Annotated in this window: 16 protein-coding genes; 14 read left to right on the top strand and 2 right to left on the bottom strand. The window is 41.8% G+C overall.

Going from position 1 to position 17,393, the window contains the following annotated elements:
* The first annotated feature begins 38 nt into the window (after positions 1-38).
* The 6 genes from R50345_RS26480 (at position 39) to R50345_RS26455 (ending at position 6,426) form a co-directional block, all read left to right on the top strand.
* Positions 39-1,298 carry an extracellular solute-binding protein gene (locus R50345_RS26480; RefSeq protein ID WP_042131140.1) on the top strand — a complete coding sequence of 420 codons (1,260 nt, stop codon included), beginning with the start codon at positions 39-41 and terminating at the stop codon, positions 1,296-1,298.
* Positions 1,299-1,499: 201 nt separating this feature from the next.
* Complete coding sequence (locus tag R50345_RS26475) at positions 1,500-2,906, top strand: ABC transporter substrate-binding protein (RefSeq protein ID WP_081390024.1); 1,407 nt, start codon at positions 1,500-1,502, stop codon at positions 2,904-2,906.
* Positions 2,907-2,968: 62 nt separating this feature from the next.
* Complete coding sequence (locus R50345_RS26470; RefSeq protein WP_042131139.1) at positions 2,969-3,955, top strand: carbohydrate ABC transporter permease; 987 nt, start codon at positions 2,969-2,971, stop codon at positions 3,953-3,955.
* Positions 3,945-4,799, top strand: coding sequence for a carbohydrate ABC transporter permease (locus R50345_RS26465; RefSeq protein WP_042131138.1), 855 nt, complete (start codon positions 3,945-3,947; stop codon positions 4,797-4,799). Before R50345_RS26470 ends, R50345_RS26465 begins: the two co-directional genes overlap by 11 nt.
* A 154-nt stretch (positions 4,800-4,953) precedes the next feature.
* On the top strand, positions 4,954-5,919 hold the full coding sequence (locus R50345_RS26460) for a glycoside hydrolase family 43 protein (protein WP_042131137.1): 966 nt from the start codon (positions 4,954-4,956) through the stop codon (positions 5,917-5,919).
* 189 nt (positions 5,920-6,108) lie between these two features.
* A complete protein-coding gene (locus tag R50345_RS26455; RefSeq protein WP_231573959.1) occupies positions 6,109-6,426 on the top strand; it encodes a hypothetical protein in 318 nt (105 codons plus the stop codon).
* On the opposite strand, the gene R50345_RS26450 is transcribed toward R50345_RS26455, so the two are convergent.
* On the bottom strand, positions 6,420-6,647 hold the full coding sequence (locus R50345_RS26450) for a hypothetical protein (protein ID WP_231573957.1): 228 nt from the start codon (positions 6,645-6,647) through the stop codon (positions 6,420-6,422). The two genes, R50345_RS26455 and R50345_RS26450, sit on opposite strands and share 7 nt — an antisense overlap.
* A gap of 449 nt (positions 6,648-7,096) precedes the next feature.
* Here R50345_RS26450 and R50345_RS26445 point away from each other — a divergent pair, with 449 nt between their 5' ends.
* The 4 genes from R50345_RS26445 to R50345_RS26430 all read left to right on the top strand — a co-directional run bounded on the left by R50345_RS26445 (position 7,097) and on the right by R50345_RS26430 (position 10,087).
* Positions 7,097-8,008, top strand: coding sequence for an NAD(P)/FAD-dependent oxidoreductase (locus tag R50345_RS26445; protein WP_042131134.1), 912 nt, complete (start codon positions 7,097-7,099; stop codon positions 8,006-8,008).
* Positions 8,009-8,108: 100 nt separating this feature from the next.
* Positions 8,109-8,609, top strand: a complete 501-nt coding sequence (locus tag R50345_RS26440; protein WP_042131133.1) for a cysteine hydrolase family protein — start codon at positions 8,109-8,111, stop codon at positions 8,607-8,609.
* A gap of 105 nt (positions 8,610-8,714) precedes the next feature.
* Entirely contained in the window at positions 8,715-9,383 is a 669-nt protein-coding gene (locus tag R50345_RS26435; protein ID WP_042131132.1) for a Type 1 glutamine amidotransferase-like domain-containing protein, read from the top strand.
* 215 nt (positions 9,384-9,598) lie between these two features.
* The gene (locus R50345_RS26430; RefSeq protein WP_042131131.1) at positions 9,599-10,087 is read left to right on the top strand and encodes a DUF2199 domain-containing protein; all 489 of its coding nucleotides are present in this window, start codon (positions 9,599-9,601) and stop codon (positions 10,085-10,087) included.
* 438 nt (positions 10,088-10,525) lie between these two features.
* On the opposite strand, the gene R50345_RS31505 is transcribed toward R50345_RS26430, so the two are convergent.
* Positions 10,526-10,675 carry a hypothetical protein gene (locus R50345_RS31505; RefSeq protein WP_156114878.1) on the bottom strand — a complete coding sequence of 50 codons (150 nt, stop codon included), beginning with the start codon at positions 10,673-10,675 and terminating at the stop codon, positions 10,526-10,528.
* A gap of 23 nt (positions 10,676-10,698) precedes the next feature.
* On the opposite strand from R50345_RS31505, the gene yidC reads away from it, so the two are divergent.
* The 4 genes from yidC (at position 10,699) to R50345_RS26410 (ending at position 17,314) form a co-directional block, all read left to right on the top strand.
* Complete coding sequence (gene yidC / locus R50345_RS26425; RefSeq protein ID WP_042132504.1) at positions 10,699-11,541, top strand: membrane protein insertase YidC; 843 nt, start codon at positions 10,699-10,701, stop codon at positions 11,539-11,541.
* Between the two features lie 330 nt (positions 11,542-11,871).
* On the top strand, positions 11,872-12,222 hold the full coding sequence (locus tag R50345_RS26420; protein WP_052414747.1) for a DUF6678 family protein: 351 nt from the start codon (positions 11,872-11,874) through the stop codon (positions 12,220-12,222).
* Between the two features lie 372 nt (positions 12,223-12,594).
* Positions 12,595-12,999, top strand: a complete 405-nt coding sequence (locus R50345_RS26415) for a GNAT family N-acetyltransferase (protein ID WP_038573410.1) — start codon at positions 12,595-12,597, stop codon at positions 12,997-12,999.
* 745 nt (positions 13,000-13,744) lie between these two features.
* Positions 13,745-17,314 carry an alpha-amylase family glycosyl hydrolase gene (locus tag R50345_RS26410; protein WP_042131130.1) on the top strand — a complete coding sequence of 1,190 codons (3,570 nt, stop codon included), beginning with the start codon at positions 13,745-13,747 and terminating at the stop codon, positions 17,312-17,314.
* Positions 17,315-17,393 lie beyond the last annotated feature (79 nt).

Below are 17,393 nucleotides of genomic sequence, written 5' to 3'. Positions count from 1 at the left end.
CGAAGAGAATCGGTTTATACAGTACACTTTTCTTAACATTGTTGTTGATAACAACAGCTTGCAATGGAGACCAAGGGAATAGCACCAAGAGCGACGGCGAGAAGATCACTTTAAAAATGATGCATCTGTGGCCGGATAGCAATAACTCCGCGCAAAACAAAATGGTGAAAGCAATCATCAAAGAATTTGAAGAAGCTAATCCGAATATCACCATCAAGACGGAAGTTCTTGAAAATGAGCAGTATAAAAGCAAACTGAAGGTGCTTGCCGCATCTAATGATCTACCGGACATCGGATTCACCTGGGCGGCAGGCTTTATGGATCCTTATGTTAGAGGAAACAAGTTTGCAGCCGTAGACGATCTTTTACAGGATGAGCTGAAGGGGAAATTCGTAGCCGGTACGACGGAGGGATATTCCTTTGATGGGAAGACATATGCTCTTCCTGTCGAACTGAACATAGTCCCAGTCTATTATAATAAAGAGATATTTTCAGAATTCAATTTACAGCCTCCCCAGACCTTAGATGATCTCAAAGCGATCATTCGAACACTAAATAACAATGGTATAACACCCGTTACTCTTGGTGGCAAGGACGGTTGGCCGGCTTCCTTTTGGTACATGTATCTAGCTGATCGTATTGGGGGACCCAACCTGATGGATAAGGCTGTTGCGGATCAGGACTTCACAGACCCTTCCTTGCTAGAGGCGGCAAGACAAGTGCAAGAGCTGGTAAACTTGAACACATTCATCAAAGGTTACAACGGCTTATCCAATGATGAAGCCAAGGTACAGTTCATGAATGGAAAGTCAGCCATGTTCGTAACAGGGACTTGGGAGCTGCCGGATTTTACGACCACTACGGATATAGCCCAAGAATTTAAAGTCAACATCGGTTATTTCAAGTTCCCGACAGTTGTAGGCGGCAAAGGCAACGTGGATGATTGGGTCGGTGGTCCGGGTACTGGATTGTTCGTTTCCAAGAATTCTAAGCATGCTCTCGAAGCCAAAAAATTCGTCAGCTTTTTCGTTCAAAAGTGGGGAGAGCATTCTGTTGTCAATGCTGGCGTAATCCCGGCTACCAAAGTAGATACTGCGACCATCAAGCTACCGCAAATGTTCATTGATCTTTTAAACGAGTTAAATAAGGCAAATAAAGTAACTCTTTATCTGGATACACAAATGAAACCCGTCGCTTCTACTATACACATGAACCAGATTCAGGCATTGTTCGGCGAAGCAGTCACGCCAGAAGAATTCATTAAGAAACAGGATGATGCGCTAAAAGCGGATAAGTAATGATCAAAAATATAAACAGATAATGGAGACGCCAAGGTACAGATGCCTTGATGTCTCTTTTTTTTGCGTTGTATAGAACTGAATCTAAAAATAGTGGAAGTTTTCCTAAAGAGGGTGTCCTTATGCTAGAGAATCATAGGCTCTATAATTATGTATGCGGTTACATAAAACCGAGGATCAATATAAAAGGGGAGGCAAAGTATGAAAAGTATGAAACGTAGTTTAGTGGGGATCTCTACATTGCTCGTGATGTCATCTGCTCTCGCAGCATGTGGTGGGAACTCAAATTCCAACTCATCTAGCCCAAGTTCAGCGCCTGCACCAGCAGCCAATACTACCGAAGCTCCAGCAAAAGGAACAGGTGAGAAAGTCACCATCAATCTTTGGAGCTTTACGGACGAAATTCCTAACATGACTAAGAAGTATCTGGAAATCCATCCTGACGCAAATGTAGAGTTCAAAACTACAGTTATCGCAACCACTGACGGAGCTTATCAGCCTGCTCTTGATCAGGCTCTGACAGCTGGAGGCAAAGATGCCCCTGACATTTTTGCAGCTGAATCAGCATTTGTGCTCAAGTATACACAAGGCGACGCCTCAAGCTATGCAGCTAACTATTCTGATATAGGCCTTGATGACCAAATGGTTAAAGACGCTGGCATCGCCCAATACTCGGTTGACATCGGTAGTCTAGACGGTAAATTGAAAGCCCTCGGCTATCAAGCGACTGGCGGCGCTTTTATCTATCGCCGCTCCATTGCGAAGGAAGTTTTTGGAACAGATGATCCAGCCACCATCAAGAATGAAATTGGACCAGGCTGGGATAAATTCTACGATGCAGCTGCGAAGCTGAAAGCTAAAGGATACGGCATCGTTTCCGGTGACGGAGATATCTGGCATCCAATCGAGAACAGCTCGGACAAGGGTTGGCTTGTTGATGGTAAGCTTCATATCGATCCGAAGCGCGAAGAGTTCCTGGATCTCTCTAAAAAGCTGAAAGACAATGGCTATCATAACGATACGACAGACTGGACGGAAGCATGGTATGCGGATATGTCCGGTACCGGTGCCCAACCGATCTTCGGTTTCTTCGGTCCTGCTTGGCTCATCAACTACGTGATGAACGGTCAAGTAAAAGACACGAATGGCGACTGGGCGGTTTCCGAACCACCAACAGGCTTCTTCTGGGGTGGCACTTGGCTGCTTGCCAACAAAGACGTCACCAAGGACGATGCCAAGAAACAGGCTGTTGCGGACTTTGTGAAGTGGGTTACACTCGACACCTCAGAAACGGGACTCCAATATTACTGGGCTAACGGTACCATGAAGGAAGGCGAGCAAGGTACCAAGGACAGCGTTGCATCCTCTGTTGTGATGTCGAAGTCAAACGGTGAAGTTCCACTGCTCGGTGGTCAAAATATGTTCGATGTGTTTGTACCGGCCAATGCAAACGCTTCAGGTAAGAACTTGACCCAGTACGACGAAACAATCAACAAGCTCTGGCGTGATCAAGTACGTGAATACACCGCGGGCAACAAAGACCGTGCCAAAGCGATCGAAACCTTTAAGCAACAAGTCAAAGACCAACTTGGCATTGAAAGCGAATAAGAAGGATTCGGAGGGGCGGGGGAGTAATCCCGCCCCTTCATATCAACTAAAGAGGTGAGAGCATGCGCCGCAAAAATGTGAACTATTCGAAATACGGTTATATTTTTACCTTCCCGTTTGTCCTTGCATTTCTGATTTTCTCACTGTATCCCATTTTATATACCGCAGTCATTGGATTCACAGATATGAAAGGAATAATACCCAAACCAATCCATATTCTTGATAATCCTTTTCAAAACTTCAAAGATCTTCTCTTTGACAATCCCTCGTTCCGGAAGTCTTTGTTCAATACCGGATTGCTCTGGATTACTAACTTCGTTCCCCAGATGCTTCTCGCGCTCTTGCTAACCGCATGGTTCACGAATAAGCGTCTCAACATAAAGGGACAAGGCTTGTTCAAGATTCTGCTCTATATGCCTAATATCATCACTGCTAGTACGATTGCCGTGTTGTTCAGCACTTTATTCGCCTATCCGATGGGTCCTGTAAACAGTTTGTTTCAAATGTTGGGATGGACAGACGCTCCAGTGTTCTTCCTGCAGGATAAGTCGACAGCACGGGGCATTGTCGCGTTCATCCAGTTCTGGATGTGGTACGGCAACACCATGATCGTCCTGATCGCTGGCGTTATGGGTATAAATCCTGCGCTCTTCGAGTCCGCATCGATTGACGGGGCGAACGGGTTTCAAACCTTCTTCCGCATCACACTGCCGAGTCTGCGTACGATATTGCTGTTCACATTGATTACATCTATGGTGGGTGGTTTGACCATGTTCGATATTCCGCAATTATTCCTTGCAGGCGGACCGGACGATTCTACGCTTACTACGTCCATGTTTATCTATGGGCAAGCATTCAAGGGCAGCTATATGTATAATCGTGCTGCAGCAGCGAGCATGATCATGTTCTTGATTTCGGCGATATTGGCTGGAATCCTGTTCTATGTGATGCGTGACCGCGACGCGTCAAGACTTAAAAAAATAGAAAAGCAAAAGTATAGAAAAGCTGCTATAGCAGCCCGTGAGGGAGGCGTAACACATGGCAAATAATCAGAAAAGCGGAACCGTTAACCGAAAGATAAATAAGACGATTATCTATGTGGTTTGCATCTCTTTGGCGGTACTCAGTATTCTGCCATTTTGGGTCATGTTTGTAAATGCCACACGCTCTACACCGGAAATCCAAAGTGGTCTTTCACTGCTTCCTTCGAGCCATATGATGAGCAATCTGCAAGTATTGCTCGATAAGAGCTTTGATCCGCTTCAAGGGTTCATGAATTCATTCATTATCGCCAGTTCTGCAACCCTCTGCACAGTCTATTTCTCGTCCTTGGCGGCCTATGGGCTCGTAACCTACAGCTGGAAGCTGCGGGGGCCATTCTTTACCTTTATCATGTGCGTGATGATGATTCCTTCCCAGGCAAGCGCTATCGGATTCTATCAGTTCATGTATAAGTTACATTGGACCAACAATTTTCTTCCGCTGATTCTACCAGCGATTGCTGCACCGGCGGTAGTGTTCTTTATGCGCCAATACCTTCTTGCAACTCTGTCGATAGAGATCGTGGAAGCTGCACGCGTAGATGGATCTGGAGAGTTCTTTACATTCAACCGGATCATCTTACCGTTGATGATGCCAGCAGTAGCAACACAAGCTATCTTTGCCTTTGTAGCCAATTGGAACAACCTGTTCATGCCGCTGATATTGCTAACGCAGAAGGAGAAATACACCATGCCGATCATGGTAAGTTTACTCCGAGGTGATATCTACAAGATGGAGTTCGGCTCGATTTATATGGGGCTGGCTTTAACAGCTTTACCGCTGTTTGTGGTTTACTTCCTGTTATCCAGATACATTATTGCGGGCGTAGCGCTCGGAGGCGTCAAAGAATAACCTCGGCTGCTGGCTTCGAATAAGGGCAGCACCGTGGAATTAATTTATTCCAATCTAGGCCTGTTGATTAGCTAAAAATACCCTGAAAGAGACTTATTGTACCTTTTTTTGGCTAATCAACAGGCGTAATCTCAATGAGGAGGAGAATCCTATTATGGCAACCCCAAATGAGCCATTAGTTACCCATCTCTATACAGCCGATCCCTCCGCTCATGTATTTGAGGGCAAGCTGTATATTTACCCATCCCACGATATCGACCATGGTGGACCTACAAATGATAATGGTGACCAATATGCGATGGAAGATTATCATGTGTTTTCCTTGGAAGATCCTACATCCCCCTGTGTAGATCACGGAGAGGCACTTCATCTTCGGGATGTGTCTTGGGCTTCGAAGCAAATGTGGGCGCCAGATGCCGCGTACCGGCAGGGGACATATTATTTGTTTTTCCCAGCCCGGGATAAGGAGGGGATCTTCCGCATCGGAGTGGCTACGTCAGCCTCACCATCGGGTCCTTTTCAGGCTCAAGAAAGCTATATAGAAGGTAGCTTCAGCATCGATCCCGCTGTATTCGTGGACGAGGATGAAAGAGCCTATATGTATTTTGGCGGCTTATGGGGCGGACAATTAGAAAAGTGGCAGGACGGTATTTTTCAGCAAGATGCGGTAGAAAAGAGCCCAGAGGAGCCGGCTTATGGTCCTTGGGTGGGTGAGCTGAGTGAAGACATGCTGGCATTTAAATCAGCCCCTCAGGAAATCATTATTACTGATGAAGAGGGAAACCCAATTCTTGCGGGTGATGAGGACAGGAGGTATTTCGAGGGTCCATGGATGCACAAGTATCAGGGGAAATATTATCTCTCATACTCCACGGGCACAACCCATAAGATCGTCTACGCGGTAAGTGACAAGCCCTGCGGACCCTTTGTCTTCCAAGGGACGATCCTGAATCCAGTCATCGGCTGGACGACCCATCATTCCATCGTGGAATTTAACGAGAAATGGTATTTGTTCTACCATGACGCATCTCTGTCTGGCGGCGTAGATCATAAACGCAGTATGAAATTTACAGAGCTTCATTATGAGGAAGATGGCAGAATCCGGCCGGTAATACTCTAATTGAAGGTAGAGCCTCCCTTTTTATAGGGTGAATTATGAAATTATACTTAAGGATGTCTTGGAGCTAATACTTCTGAGACATCCTTATTTGTTGTTTTATATTTCGTCAGGGCCCTATGATTTTAGAAGGTAAAAAGCATCCTCTAATATTGTATTCATTTTGCAGGGCTATCGCCCTATGGATCGCAGATGTATAATCATGGAATAAAACGCAAAGGATTTGAAGCGATGAAATTTTATCTGGTTATTATTCAAGTTTTATATTTATTATCTCTAATTCCTTGGTTCGTAATTTGGGGATTATCCTTTATGGTTTTTGACAATGGGATCTCAGCATGGGGAATATCAATAATGATAATTGTTTCATTGTATCCAGTTGCTGTTGTTATTTGTTCGATTTTATCTTGGTTCTTTAGGGTTAGATTTAAATCTTTAACTATCTTTTTTATTAGTGCTATTCCGTTATTGTGGGTGATTACGCTAGGAGCTATATTAATTGGTTATTGAAGTACAAACTGACCGCTAGCTTTGTATTTGTTGTTTTTAGTATCCCATGTAAAAGTCCCATGGACTAAACTATATCCGCCTTCTGTTGCGTACTTTTTCCAGTATTGATGGAATCGGCCCTTTTCATCGATTTCAGCAGAATAGTCAGCCATAAATTGTAGCTTATTAACTAATGTTCCTTGTTCTAAACGATATACATAGACTTGGGTATTGGAAGGCAAATAGTCCACAAGTATAGCTACATGTTTTTCATTTGGTGATTTGGTAATAAGCTTAATTGAAGCGTCATCTTCTTCATAGGCTACGTTTGTATTAATAAGTACAACAACATTTTTAGAATTAACTAAAAATAAATTTCCGGTGTCCGTAAGGATTATGCTTTCGTCTTTTTTGTCCCCGTTTAGGTCCGCTGTCTTAATGAGGCGTATGACTTCCTTTGGATATTTTTTCAGCAGGATAGACTTTGCATGATTAGACTCAGAATACTATAGGCGGTTATGAAGGGGCAATGATTGAATAGAATAAATTCTTGCCTTTTATATATATTGAGGTTATTATGGATTCGTGAAGTCTTTAATTAAAACGAAGTGAGGTTCGTTCTTTTTTTGAGACTATAATGGATAATATAAGTCTTTAATATCTGTAATATAAATTGAAAAGTGAAGGAAGAATGAAAATGAATTACGATTGTGCGATTATCGGCGGAGGACCGGCAGGTCTCAATGCTGCTTTGGTGCTAGGCAGGGCAAGAAAAAACGTTGTTGTTATTGATGAAGGACGCGCCCGGAATAGGGTTACTCGAGAAACACATGGCTTTCTTACTAGAGATCCTATAAGTCCAAGCGATTTTAGACGAATTGCGAAGGAGCAGATAAGTGCCTATCCATCCGTTACTTTTGCGGAAGATACCGCTATATCGATTACGGGAACCGATGGTGATTTTCAAATTTCGACTGTTCAGGGTCAGACCTATCGAAGTAAAAAGCTGCTCTTTGCGATAGGAATGAAGGATCTTCCGATGGAAATTAAGGGGCTCTCAGATGTGTATGGCAAAAGCGCCTTTATCTGCCCTTATTGTGATGGATGGGAGCTAAGAGATCAGCCTCTTGTAGTAATTGTTAAGGGAGCCGATGCAACGCATATGGCCCAAGTGATATCTGGTTGGACGAATAACATTACCATATGTACTAATGGATCTGATGACTTGACGAATGCACAATGCGAGGAACTTCAACAACATAACATTCCGGTCTATGATTTGCCGATTCAATCGATCGAATCTGACAATGGTATGGTACAGCAAGTTATGCTGAAGGATGGTACTAGCATCGTATGTACAGGGATATTTTTCAGACCAAAGCTAATGATCGGATCAGATTTGCCGCAAGCCATCGGTTGCGAGATCACAGAAGCTGGAACAGTTATTGTCGATAATCTCGGTAAAACGAACGTTCCAGGCGTTTATAGTGCCGGTGATGCAGCAACACATCTTCATCAAGCCATTATTGCCGCTTCTATGGGTTCCTTAGCTGGGGTGGGCATTAACAACGAACTAAATGAAGAGGAATGGCGTAACATCTGATGCTATTGTACAAAATAGTCTAATTCATTTATTCCCTTGAGCTGAACTTACATCCAGATTAATATAGAAACTATATTTGTTCTGAGAGGGGTAGTTTAAAATAAAAGTTGGATTCCTAATTATTGATATGCAAAACCTTTTCTTACACGATCATATGGAGAAGTTAAATGTAAGCCAGGCTTGTGAATACATTAATCATGTGTCGGGGTTACTTCGTGCAAAAGACCAAATTGTCGTTCATATAAAAGACGTGGAAGGGGCAAACGCAGATACGGATCCAGAAGCAAGAAATATTATTCCGGAAATTACAGTGTTACCTACGGATATCCAGATAGAAAAAGAGTTCTCTAATGCTTTTTGGAAAACAGATTTGGAACAGGTGCTACGTGAACATGGTGTTGAATTTATTATCGTTGCAGGCTTCGCTGCAGAACACTGTATAACCTTTACTATAAACGGTGCACAAGAAAGAGGCTTTCAAGCAGCCATTCTTCAAAAGGGTATCCTTAGCACACAGCCAGATGCCATTAACTCGATTTACCGTGATCGGCATATGATCTCTTACCCGGTGATCGAATTTTTAATGGAGATCATTGCTTGAGATTCTACTAACAGAAGCTATTGTTTATAATTGGAGTTACGTATTAGATAACTAATATGTAACTCCATTTTATAATTGTAAAAATACATATGGAGGTAATTAAGTTTGAGTACTCACTACTATCTCAGTTGGTTTAATAATTTTTTTCCAGAGAAGCTGGTCCATTGTTTGCATGAGGATATACAAGACAGAAAATCGCTTGTTATGATTAGCGCTGAACCGTCTGGTTATACAGGTGAGCAAATTAACATTGATGATGTTTCTGAATGTACATGGTTAAATCAGGCTAACATTATTTTTGATGAATATCATTTCATTGATTACCGCATGCAGAAGGAAGATGCTCAGCGATTAATTCACAACGCTTCTGTCATTTTTTTATGCGGTGGAGATCCTGTTTTGCAAAACGATTTTTTGGCCGATTATGAATTATCAAATGTTATTAAGAACAGCAATGCCGTTATAATGGGTGCCAGCGCCGGTGCGATAAACATGGCTGCAAAATGGTTATACTTGAAAAACACTGGCAATGAAGTTGAAACAAGTACTATTTATGATGGTATTGGCTTTGATCATTTTGCCTATGAATCTCATTCTAAACGCGACTACGCTACGTTTGTTCAAGGTTACCTGTTCCCCTTGTCTGAAGAGATTGATGTTTATGCGGCAGAACAGGAGAGTGCAATGCGTGTAAAGGACGGAAAAATAGAAATAATGGGTCCTGTATATTTAATTTCCCACTCTAAGATTCAGAAATTGGTTGAGACGCTTTAATTAGGCTTACAGCGAATCATCTCAGGTTTTTAAAATCCCCAGGACTTATTGTTGGGCAAAAATGATAAATTTTTTAGACCGCCTTCAATGGCGGTCTTTCTATGTCCGGCAGATGCTAGCTGCCCATTTTATTGAAGTAAGGGGCAGGATAACTCAGTAATTTCGCGAATAAGACGCTATAAGAAATCAGCGAGAAACTATAAGGAGCAGAAAACATGAAATGCCCTCACTGTAACAACGAATTAAATGAACTTCCTTTGTGTTACGGAAGTGAAGCACCCTATTATTTTCACACTGTACCAGAAGAGAAAAGAACAGAATTAATTAGAGATTTTTGTGTAATTGATGAACAGCATTTCTTTATTAGAGGACATATCGAAATACCAATAATTGATAGTAAAGAGAAATTTATATGGAGTGTTTGGGTTTCTCTTAGTGAAGAGAACTTTTTGAAATCTAATGAATTATTACACGTAGAGGGAAGGGAAGCTGAAAAACCTTATTTTGGATGGTTATCGACTGAACTTTCAATATATCCAATAACCACATTATCGTTAAAGACAATGGTACATACACAAGAAGTTGGTGCTGTTCCGTTAATAGAATTAGAACAAACGAATCATCCACTTGCAGTTGAACAAAGAGAAGGAATTACAATGGGGAGAGTTAAAGAAATTGCTCATTTAATAAATCATAGTCTGTAAGAGAAGAATTTGAAAGAAAGTATGGTCGAAAAAACTGCCGTGCCGATAGCTTATAAAATCGTATCTACGCCGCGTCACTGCTCTCCTTGGTCTACTAAGCGGTTTTCGGTGAGGCGTAATCAGCAGATAACCCCGCAAGGCTAAATCCATTGGACTCGGTGCGTAATGTCGATTAAGCTAGCGGGGCACATTAGTGGAATAGCGGTTGCTTCGGCAGCCTTTTTTTTATTTGTTCAACTAACGGGCAGGTTAGTGAAACCACACAGTTTTCTTAAACGTATAATCATTATTCAAATTTTTTCCAATATTGCTCATACAGAGGTGAACTTGACTGGAGCATTTTTATGACTTGGTTCAATTGGCGTTCTCGATCGCTCTCATCTATTCCTTAGTGTCAATTCCATTCACCTATTTTTCTACACAAGAGATTCACTGGGGTTACGAAATTGCTCCAGCCGGTTTAACTTGGTTTGTGGCTGTCAGACTGTCACAACCGAGCAGCATTCTGCGGTGGATAGTACGTACTGCCAGACGAAGAGAAGCACCTAATGAAGAAGACCATAGTTCTTCCCCACATTGATATTCCATACTTTCAATTAGGGAGGACAACGATGAAAAAGATTTTGTTGTTTCAAAAATGGGCCAAGCCCATTCTCGTCATGTTGATTGGAGTTATTCCGATCATTGTGCTCAGCGGGTGTTCGACAGCATCCCATTCAAACTCGATTAATGCCGATTCAGCAGGGGTATTTAACCACTTTTTTATTTATCCATTTTCGATCTTGATCAAATTCTTTGCGAATGCATTTCACGGAAACTACGGATTATCGATCGTGCTGATGACTTTCATCATCAGACTCGCGATCATGCCGCTCATGATGAATCAAACCAAGAAACAAATGGACATGAAAGAAAAGATGGCCGTCCTCCAGCCGGAGTTAACTGCACTTAAGGAGAAGTATAAGAACGACGTCAGTGCGGATGCAAAAAAACAACAGCAAGTCGAGATGATGCAGCTCTACCAGAAGCATCAATTTAATCCCTTAAATATGGGGTGTTTACCGATGCTTCTTCAATGGCCGATCACCCTCGCATTTTACTACGCCATTCGTCGTACCCCAGAGATTGCAGCGGACGATTTTCTGTGGTTTAGCTTGGGGAAAACAGATATGATTTTGCCGCTTATTGCCGCTGCGGTGTATTACGTTCAGTTCCGCGTGTCTCAATCCGTTTCAGCGCAGTATCAGCAAAATCAAAATAACCAAATGGCTTTCATCGGATTGTTGTCACCGATTATGATGGGTGTATTTTCTTTTCAGATGCCCGCCGCGTTACCATTATATTGGGCAGTTGGCGGTATATTCATTATCGTGCAAACGATCATACTCAATAAAATGTACACGAAGCCAAATGTAGCGAGTAAAAACTTACCCACCGGTGTAGAAGATTTATAAAATTGAACCAGGTCATAAAACAATACTAAATACAAGGCATCTGAGGCGCGACCTCAGATGCTCTGTTTTTATGTTGGCGGCTCGTTAACGGGGAACATAGTTCAACATAATGAGAAAAGTGAAAGGGCCATCCCACAAAAGGATGGCCCTAAAACTTACCGTTACAGACAGCGCGGAGAACCGTATCATAAATAACGATTAAGCTAATGGGAAACTATAGCTCAATAACATCAGAACGAAGCTGCCGACTTGAATCGGCAGCTTTGTTCTGCTAACGGGCAGTTTTGTACAAGAGAAAATGATAAGCTGGAATAAACACTTGCAGTACTGATGGGAGAAAAAGGTGAATATATGGATTCAAATGAACTAAAACCTTTAATGAACAACACAAAATGGGAAGAAATAAGACAAGCAATGCTCAACTATGCCTTTCCAACCAAATGGAGAACTAAAGACATTGATACTGGCTATATCAGCCTTTGGGATGGAGATTGGTATTACCATTATTCAGATGGTGGCTACAAATTTATTGAGTGGTTAGAAATTCATGCTGAAGATGACTTGATAAAAACTGATTTAATTCAATTCCTGAAAAAAATACATGTTCCAGGTGAAGTAACTACCGACTCCATCATAATTTATGGATATAACAAAACTAATGAATTCATTGATTATATTTGAATAATTACACCAACGGGTAGCGTTAGCTCAAATACGATTAGGCAGCCGTCAGTCAACGTCATCAGCTGCCTTTATTCAACTAACGGGCAGATTAACGCTATAAACCTCTTATGATTAGTATGCTTAGGTAAAAGAAGTATTCTCAAGAATTCTGTAATGTAAATAAATACAAATTACACTTCAGTTAATCCATTATCTATACATATTTTTAAGAGTATATTGAGGTAAATAAAGTAATTATTCACTTTGATAAATCCGAAATTGCTATGTCGGTATTATTTTATGGCTTCTTAAGGATTGCAAATCCATCGACAAATGGGAGTTTAAAACAGATGTTGTGCCGTAGTTAGTTTTATGAAAGGAAGGTATAGAGTGAGCATTTATTACGCTTCAAGCAAAGAGGATATCACTAAGGATGCACTCCAAGAGTTATTTCTTTCGGTAGAATGGGAGTCTGGCAAGTATCCAAACGAGCTTTTACAAGCAATCGGAGGGTCTCATTCAATTGTTACCGCTTGGGAAGGAGGAAAGCTTGTCGGTTTAATAAATGCTTTGTCAGATGGTGTTTTAACGGTATATTTTCATTATATGCTTATTAATCCGAGTTATCAGAGTATCGGTATAGGTAAGGAAATGATGAATATAATGCTTGATAGATATAAAGGGTGTAAAACAAAAGTATTAATTTCTTATCCTCATGCAGTGGATTTCTATAATAAATTTGGCTTTAATACAGAGGATGGAGCTACACCAATGTTTATCTCAGAGTTGATATGATTGATGGTATAATTTTTGTATACAAATAATTACATAAATTAAATCCTTATAAAAAGGGATGAGCAATATGGCAAATATCGAGCACTTACAGACCGTGAATGTTCCAGCTTCAACGGTCAATCATTCTTCGTCAGATGAAATGGGTGGAAGTGACCTCATTTTATCGCGTATGTAATTATAACTGGGCTATTTTTTTGTACAGTCTTAAACAGTATTGCGAAGAAGGCGAGGGTCTTCCGTATCATAAACGGAAGTATTAGAACCATTGAAAACATAGATGGGTGAATAAAGTACATGATCCCGAGAACTGATTTCGGAAGTACTGGGTAAGTACGAAGAAGTTGTCACCCAAGTCTTGATAATCTTTCGTTCAACCAACGGGAAACTATAGTACTATAAATAGCGATAGTTTAAAGTTTTTAAAATGCCTTGAACAACTGTTGAATGAAAACGATTGAACTTTTGAAATTAGACCACTAAATTTATATATTTTTAGCCTAAAAGATGCATTGACCCGGAAAAGGTTGGAGCCTATAATCATAAACAGGGAAAATTCATTAGATATAGAGCTATCTGTAACCTGAGGATTTCTCAACAGTCCTATTTGTAAACGCATACAATGAGGTTTTTCCATGTTTTCTTAGAAGGAGGAGATTGTAAAAGTTAGATTGTTTCTTTTTTTCTCATTTTTGCAAACGTTTGCACAACGGATTTTGCACTTAAAATTAATGAGGAGGTTATTTATTTGGTACGTAAACAATCTAGGCGGTTTGTTTCTTGGTTGATCATTTTTTCGCTTATTTTTAGTTTATTCGGTTTATCCGGCGGGGCTTCAGCCAGCAACACTGATTATACAGTCTCTTATACGAACTCCACAGCATCTGCTGTAACACTACATTGGACCACGAATAACTGGACGAATATTACCGACACGGTCATGACTAAAAATGGGACCACATTTACGGCCAACCTCAATGTTCAGGAGGGCGCCACACTTATATATTGTTATCACATCACAGCCCCAACGGATAGTTGGGACAGCAATGGAGGGAAGAACTGGACGGTTGTTATTCCGGTTGCTGGTAAATACGAAGCTGAGAGCGCAGCCTTGTCAGGTGGCGCAAAAATAAATACGAATCACACCGGATATACTGGCACCGGTTTTGTTGATGGATACACAACTACAGGAGCAACAACCACCTTTAACGTTCAGTCTTCTGCTGCAGGTGACTATAACGCAACGCTCCACTATGCCAATGCGACGGGCAGTGCCAAGAAAGTTTCTATTTATGTGAATGGAGTAAAGGTAAAGCAGACCACTTTAGCGAACTTGGCAAACTGGGATGAATGGGGGGACCAAACAGAAACGCTCTCCTTACAAGCAGGCAATAATACGATCGCTTACAAATATGACTCGGATGATACTGGGAATATAAATATTGACTATGTAACTCTCTCAAACGCACCAACACCAACATCTACCGCAACACCAACACCAACACCAACACCAACACCAACACCAACACCGACCGTAACACCAACACCAACACCAACACCAACATCAACACCAACACCGACCGTAACACCAACTCCTACACCAACGCCAACGCCGACCGTAACACCAACTGCAACTCCTACACCAACGCCGACCCCAACTGTGACGCCAACCCCAACGCCAACTACGGCTGGCTTAACGGTTCATTTTAAGAAACCAGCAAATTGGAGTTCAACGATCCGAATTCATTACTGGAATCTGAGTCCGTCAACGGTTCCAACAAGCGGGGCTTGGCCGGGAATTCTGATGAAATCTGACGGAAATGACTGGTACAGCTATACTATTTCCAACGCTACCGGCACAAGCCTTATCTTCAATGATGGCAACGGCAAACAGACTGCTGACTTGTCCCGCAGTGTAAAAGAGGGCTGGTATTCTTCAGATAACGTATGGTATGACGCTAATCCGGAAATTCCGAAGATTCCTGTGATTTCAGTCTCTCCTACGCCGAAAACATATGATTCTGCTCAAACTGTGAAGCTCTCCAGTATCAATACTGGCGATAAAATTTACTATACGACAGACGGGTCGACCCCTACGACAGCTTCTACCTTATACACGACACCAATTCAAGTAGCCTCTACTACAACTATTAAGGCTTTTGGTGTTAACTCCTTAGGTCAAGCAGGCAGTGTAGGCACTTTTGCTTATGTCATTGACCTAAATCTCGACCTGCAAGCCCCAACCATAACAGCTAATCTACCTGTTGGGAATTCAAGCTCTGCGGTTACCGTCTCTTTTAATATAAAAGATAACAAAGCAGCAACGACCACAGCATATTACACAGATAATGGTACGGAACCAACTACTAGTTCAAATCTCTATATCTCTGGCAATGCTTTAACTGCTCTGGCAGGACCGTCCATTCTTATTAATAAGACAACGACACTGAAATTCCTGGTGGTCGACGGTGCCGGAAATGAAACGAAACAGAGCTTTGTCTATACGATTGGAAATAAAGGCGATTTCCGTGAAGACACCATATATTTCGTGATTACTTCACGATTCTATGATGGTGATCCGAGTAATAACGTGCATTCATGGGAGGATGCCAAGGCAGGCAATCCGGATTCAGACCCAGCTTGGAGAGGTGACTTTAAAGGACTGATTCAAAAGCTCGACTACATTAAAGCGCTCGGATTCAGTGCTATTTGGATTACCCCAGTTGTGCAGAATGTCAGCGGGTATGATTATCATGGCTATCATGCGATTAATTTTTCCAAAGTAGATCCAAGGTATGAGTCAGCAGGAGCTTCATATCAGGAATTAATTAATGCAGCTCATGCCAAAGGGATAAAGGTAATTCAGGATGTTGTTGTAAATCATACCGGTAATTTTGGGGAAGAGAATCTGTTGCCTATGTTCAAGAAAGATCCGACTGCAGCGGACACCGTAAATAACATGCTTAAAATTACGGATAAACTGCCAGCTAACTATGATACGATGACCCCTGATCAGCAATATCAGGCCAGACTCGCAATCATGAAAAATGCGGAAACCAACAATAACATGTATCATACTGAAAAAAGTCTTTCCTGGGAATCTTACACTGTACAGACAGGACAGATTGCAGGAGACGCCGTAGACTTGAATACGGAAAACCCTGTAGTGAATCAGTATCTAATTGACAGCTATAATCAGTATATTGATATGGGTGTTGATGCTTTCCGGGTCGATACTGTGAAGCATGTGAGCCGGTATATTTTTAACAAATACTTTGTTCCTGCTTGGAAAACAAGAGGGGGCTCAAACTTCTTTGTCTTTGGTGAAGTGGCTACTCGGTACAGAGATGTATGGAATAGTGGAATTCCGGCAATATCGACTCCATTTTATACATGGAAAAGCTCGAAAGCCTATCCGGGTGACGGACAAAATGACTACGCTTCCAACAAGCTGTCAGTAGAACAAGAGTGGGCAGATAACTCTACTACAGCGGGGCAACCAACCTCAAATAATGCTTTTTTAATAGGCAATAATTATCATGCACCTGACTATTCGATGAAATCGGGTATGGATGTTATTGATTTCCCAATGCATTGGGCATTCAAGACTGCACAGGAAGCATTCAGTATGAAGAGCGGTGATCAGTACTATAACGATGCTACTTGGAATGTAACTTATGTTGACTCTCATGACTATGCACCTGACCAAGCCCCAGAGAATCAACGATTTGCAGGGACACAAGACACTTGGGCTGAGAATCTCTCGCTGATGTTCACCTTCCGTGGAATACCTGCGATCTATTATGGTTCTGAAATCGAGTTTAAAAAAGGATCAGTCATCGATGTAGGTCCAAATGCACCTCTAAGCTCAACAGGGCGTGCTTACTTTGGAGATCATATTGAGGGTAGCGTTACGGTACAGGACTACGGTAAGTATACAAATGCTACTGGCACACTCGCCGACTCATTGAACTATCCTTTGGCAAAACACATCAGACAACTCAATTTAATCAGAAGAGCTGTTCCAGCCTTGCAAAAAGGCCAGTATTCCACAGAAAATGTATCCGGTGATTTGGCATTTAAAAGAAGATATACTGACAGCGCGAAAGGTATTGATAGCTTTGCGTTAGTTACGATCTCAGGAAATGCGACATTTACCGGAATTCCGAATGGAACTTACGTGGATGCGGTGACTGGTGATACTAAAAACGTTACTAACGGCACAATCACTCTGGTATGCTCCGGAAAAGGAAACGCTAGAGTGTATGTATTGAACGGTAGCGGTGGAATTGGAGTAACCGGAACCTACCTGAAGTAGAATAAAGTCTTTTAGTAAAAAGAGAAGAAGCAACCTCAGTTCGGATTGTTCACCGATCTAAGGTTGCTTCTTCATATAC

It is taken from the genome of Paenibacillus sp. FSL R5-0345 (assembly GCF_000758585.1).
In the GTDB taxonomy this organism is placed as follows: domain Bacteria; phylum Bacillota; class Bacilli; order Paenibacillales; family Paenibacillaceae; genus Paenibacillus_AQ.
The sequence above is the reverse complement of the archived record's forward strand: the minus strand, read 5'-3'. Positions and strand labels throughout refer to the sequence as shown.

Excerpts from the sequence above, each read along its gene's own strand:
- R50345_RS26475 (WP_081390024.1), top strand. The coding sequence starts at position 1,500 with ATGAAAAGTATGAAACGTAGTTTAGTGGGGATCTCTACATTGCTCGTG.
- R50345_RS26470 (WP_042131139.1), top strand. The coding sequence starts at position 2,969 with ATGCGCCGCAAAAATGTGAACTATTCGAAATACGGTTATATTTTTACC.
- R50345_RS26465 (WP_042131138.1), top strand. The coding sequence starts at position 3,945 with ATGGCAAATAATCAGAAAAGCGGAACCGTTAACCGAAAGATAAATAAG.
- R50345_RS26460 (WP_042131137.1), top strand. The coding sequence starts at position 4,954 with ATGGCAACCCCAAATGAGCCATTAGTTACCCATCTCTATACAGCCGAT.
- R50345_RS26455 (WP_231573959.1), top strand. The coding sequence starts at position 6,109 with ATGTATAATCATGGAATAAAACGCAAAGGATTTGAAGCGATGAAATTT.
- R50345_RS26445 (WP_042131134.1), top strand. The coding sequence starts at position 7,097 with ATGAAAATGAATTACGATTGTGCGATTATCGGCGGAGGACCGGCAGGT.
- R50345_RS26430 (WP_042131131.1), top strand. The coding sequence starts at position 9,599 with ATGAAATGCCCTCACTGTAACAACGAATTAAATGAACTTCCTTTGTGT.
- R50345_RS31505 (WP_156114878.1), bottom strand. The coding sequence starts at position 10,675 with ATGGAATATCAATGTGGGGAAGAACTATGGTCTTCTTCATTAGGTGCT.
- yidC (WP_042132504.1), top strand. The coding sequence starts at position 10,699 with ATGAAAAAGATTTTGTTGTTTCAAAAATGGGCCAAGCCCATTCTCGTC.
- R50345_RS26420 (WP_052414747.1), top strand. The coding sequence starts at position 11,872 with ATGGGAGAAAAAGGTGAATATATGGATTCAAATGAACTAAAACCTTTA.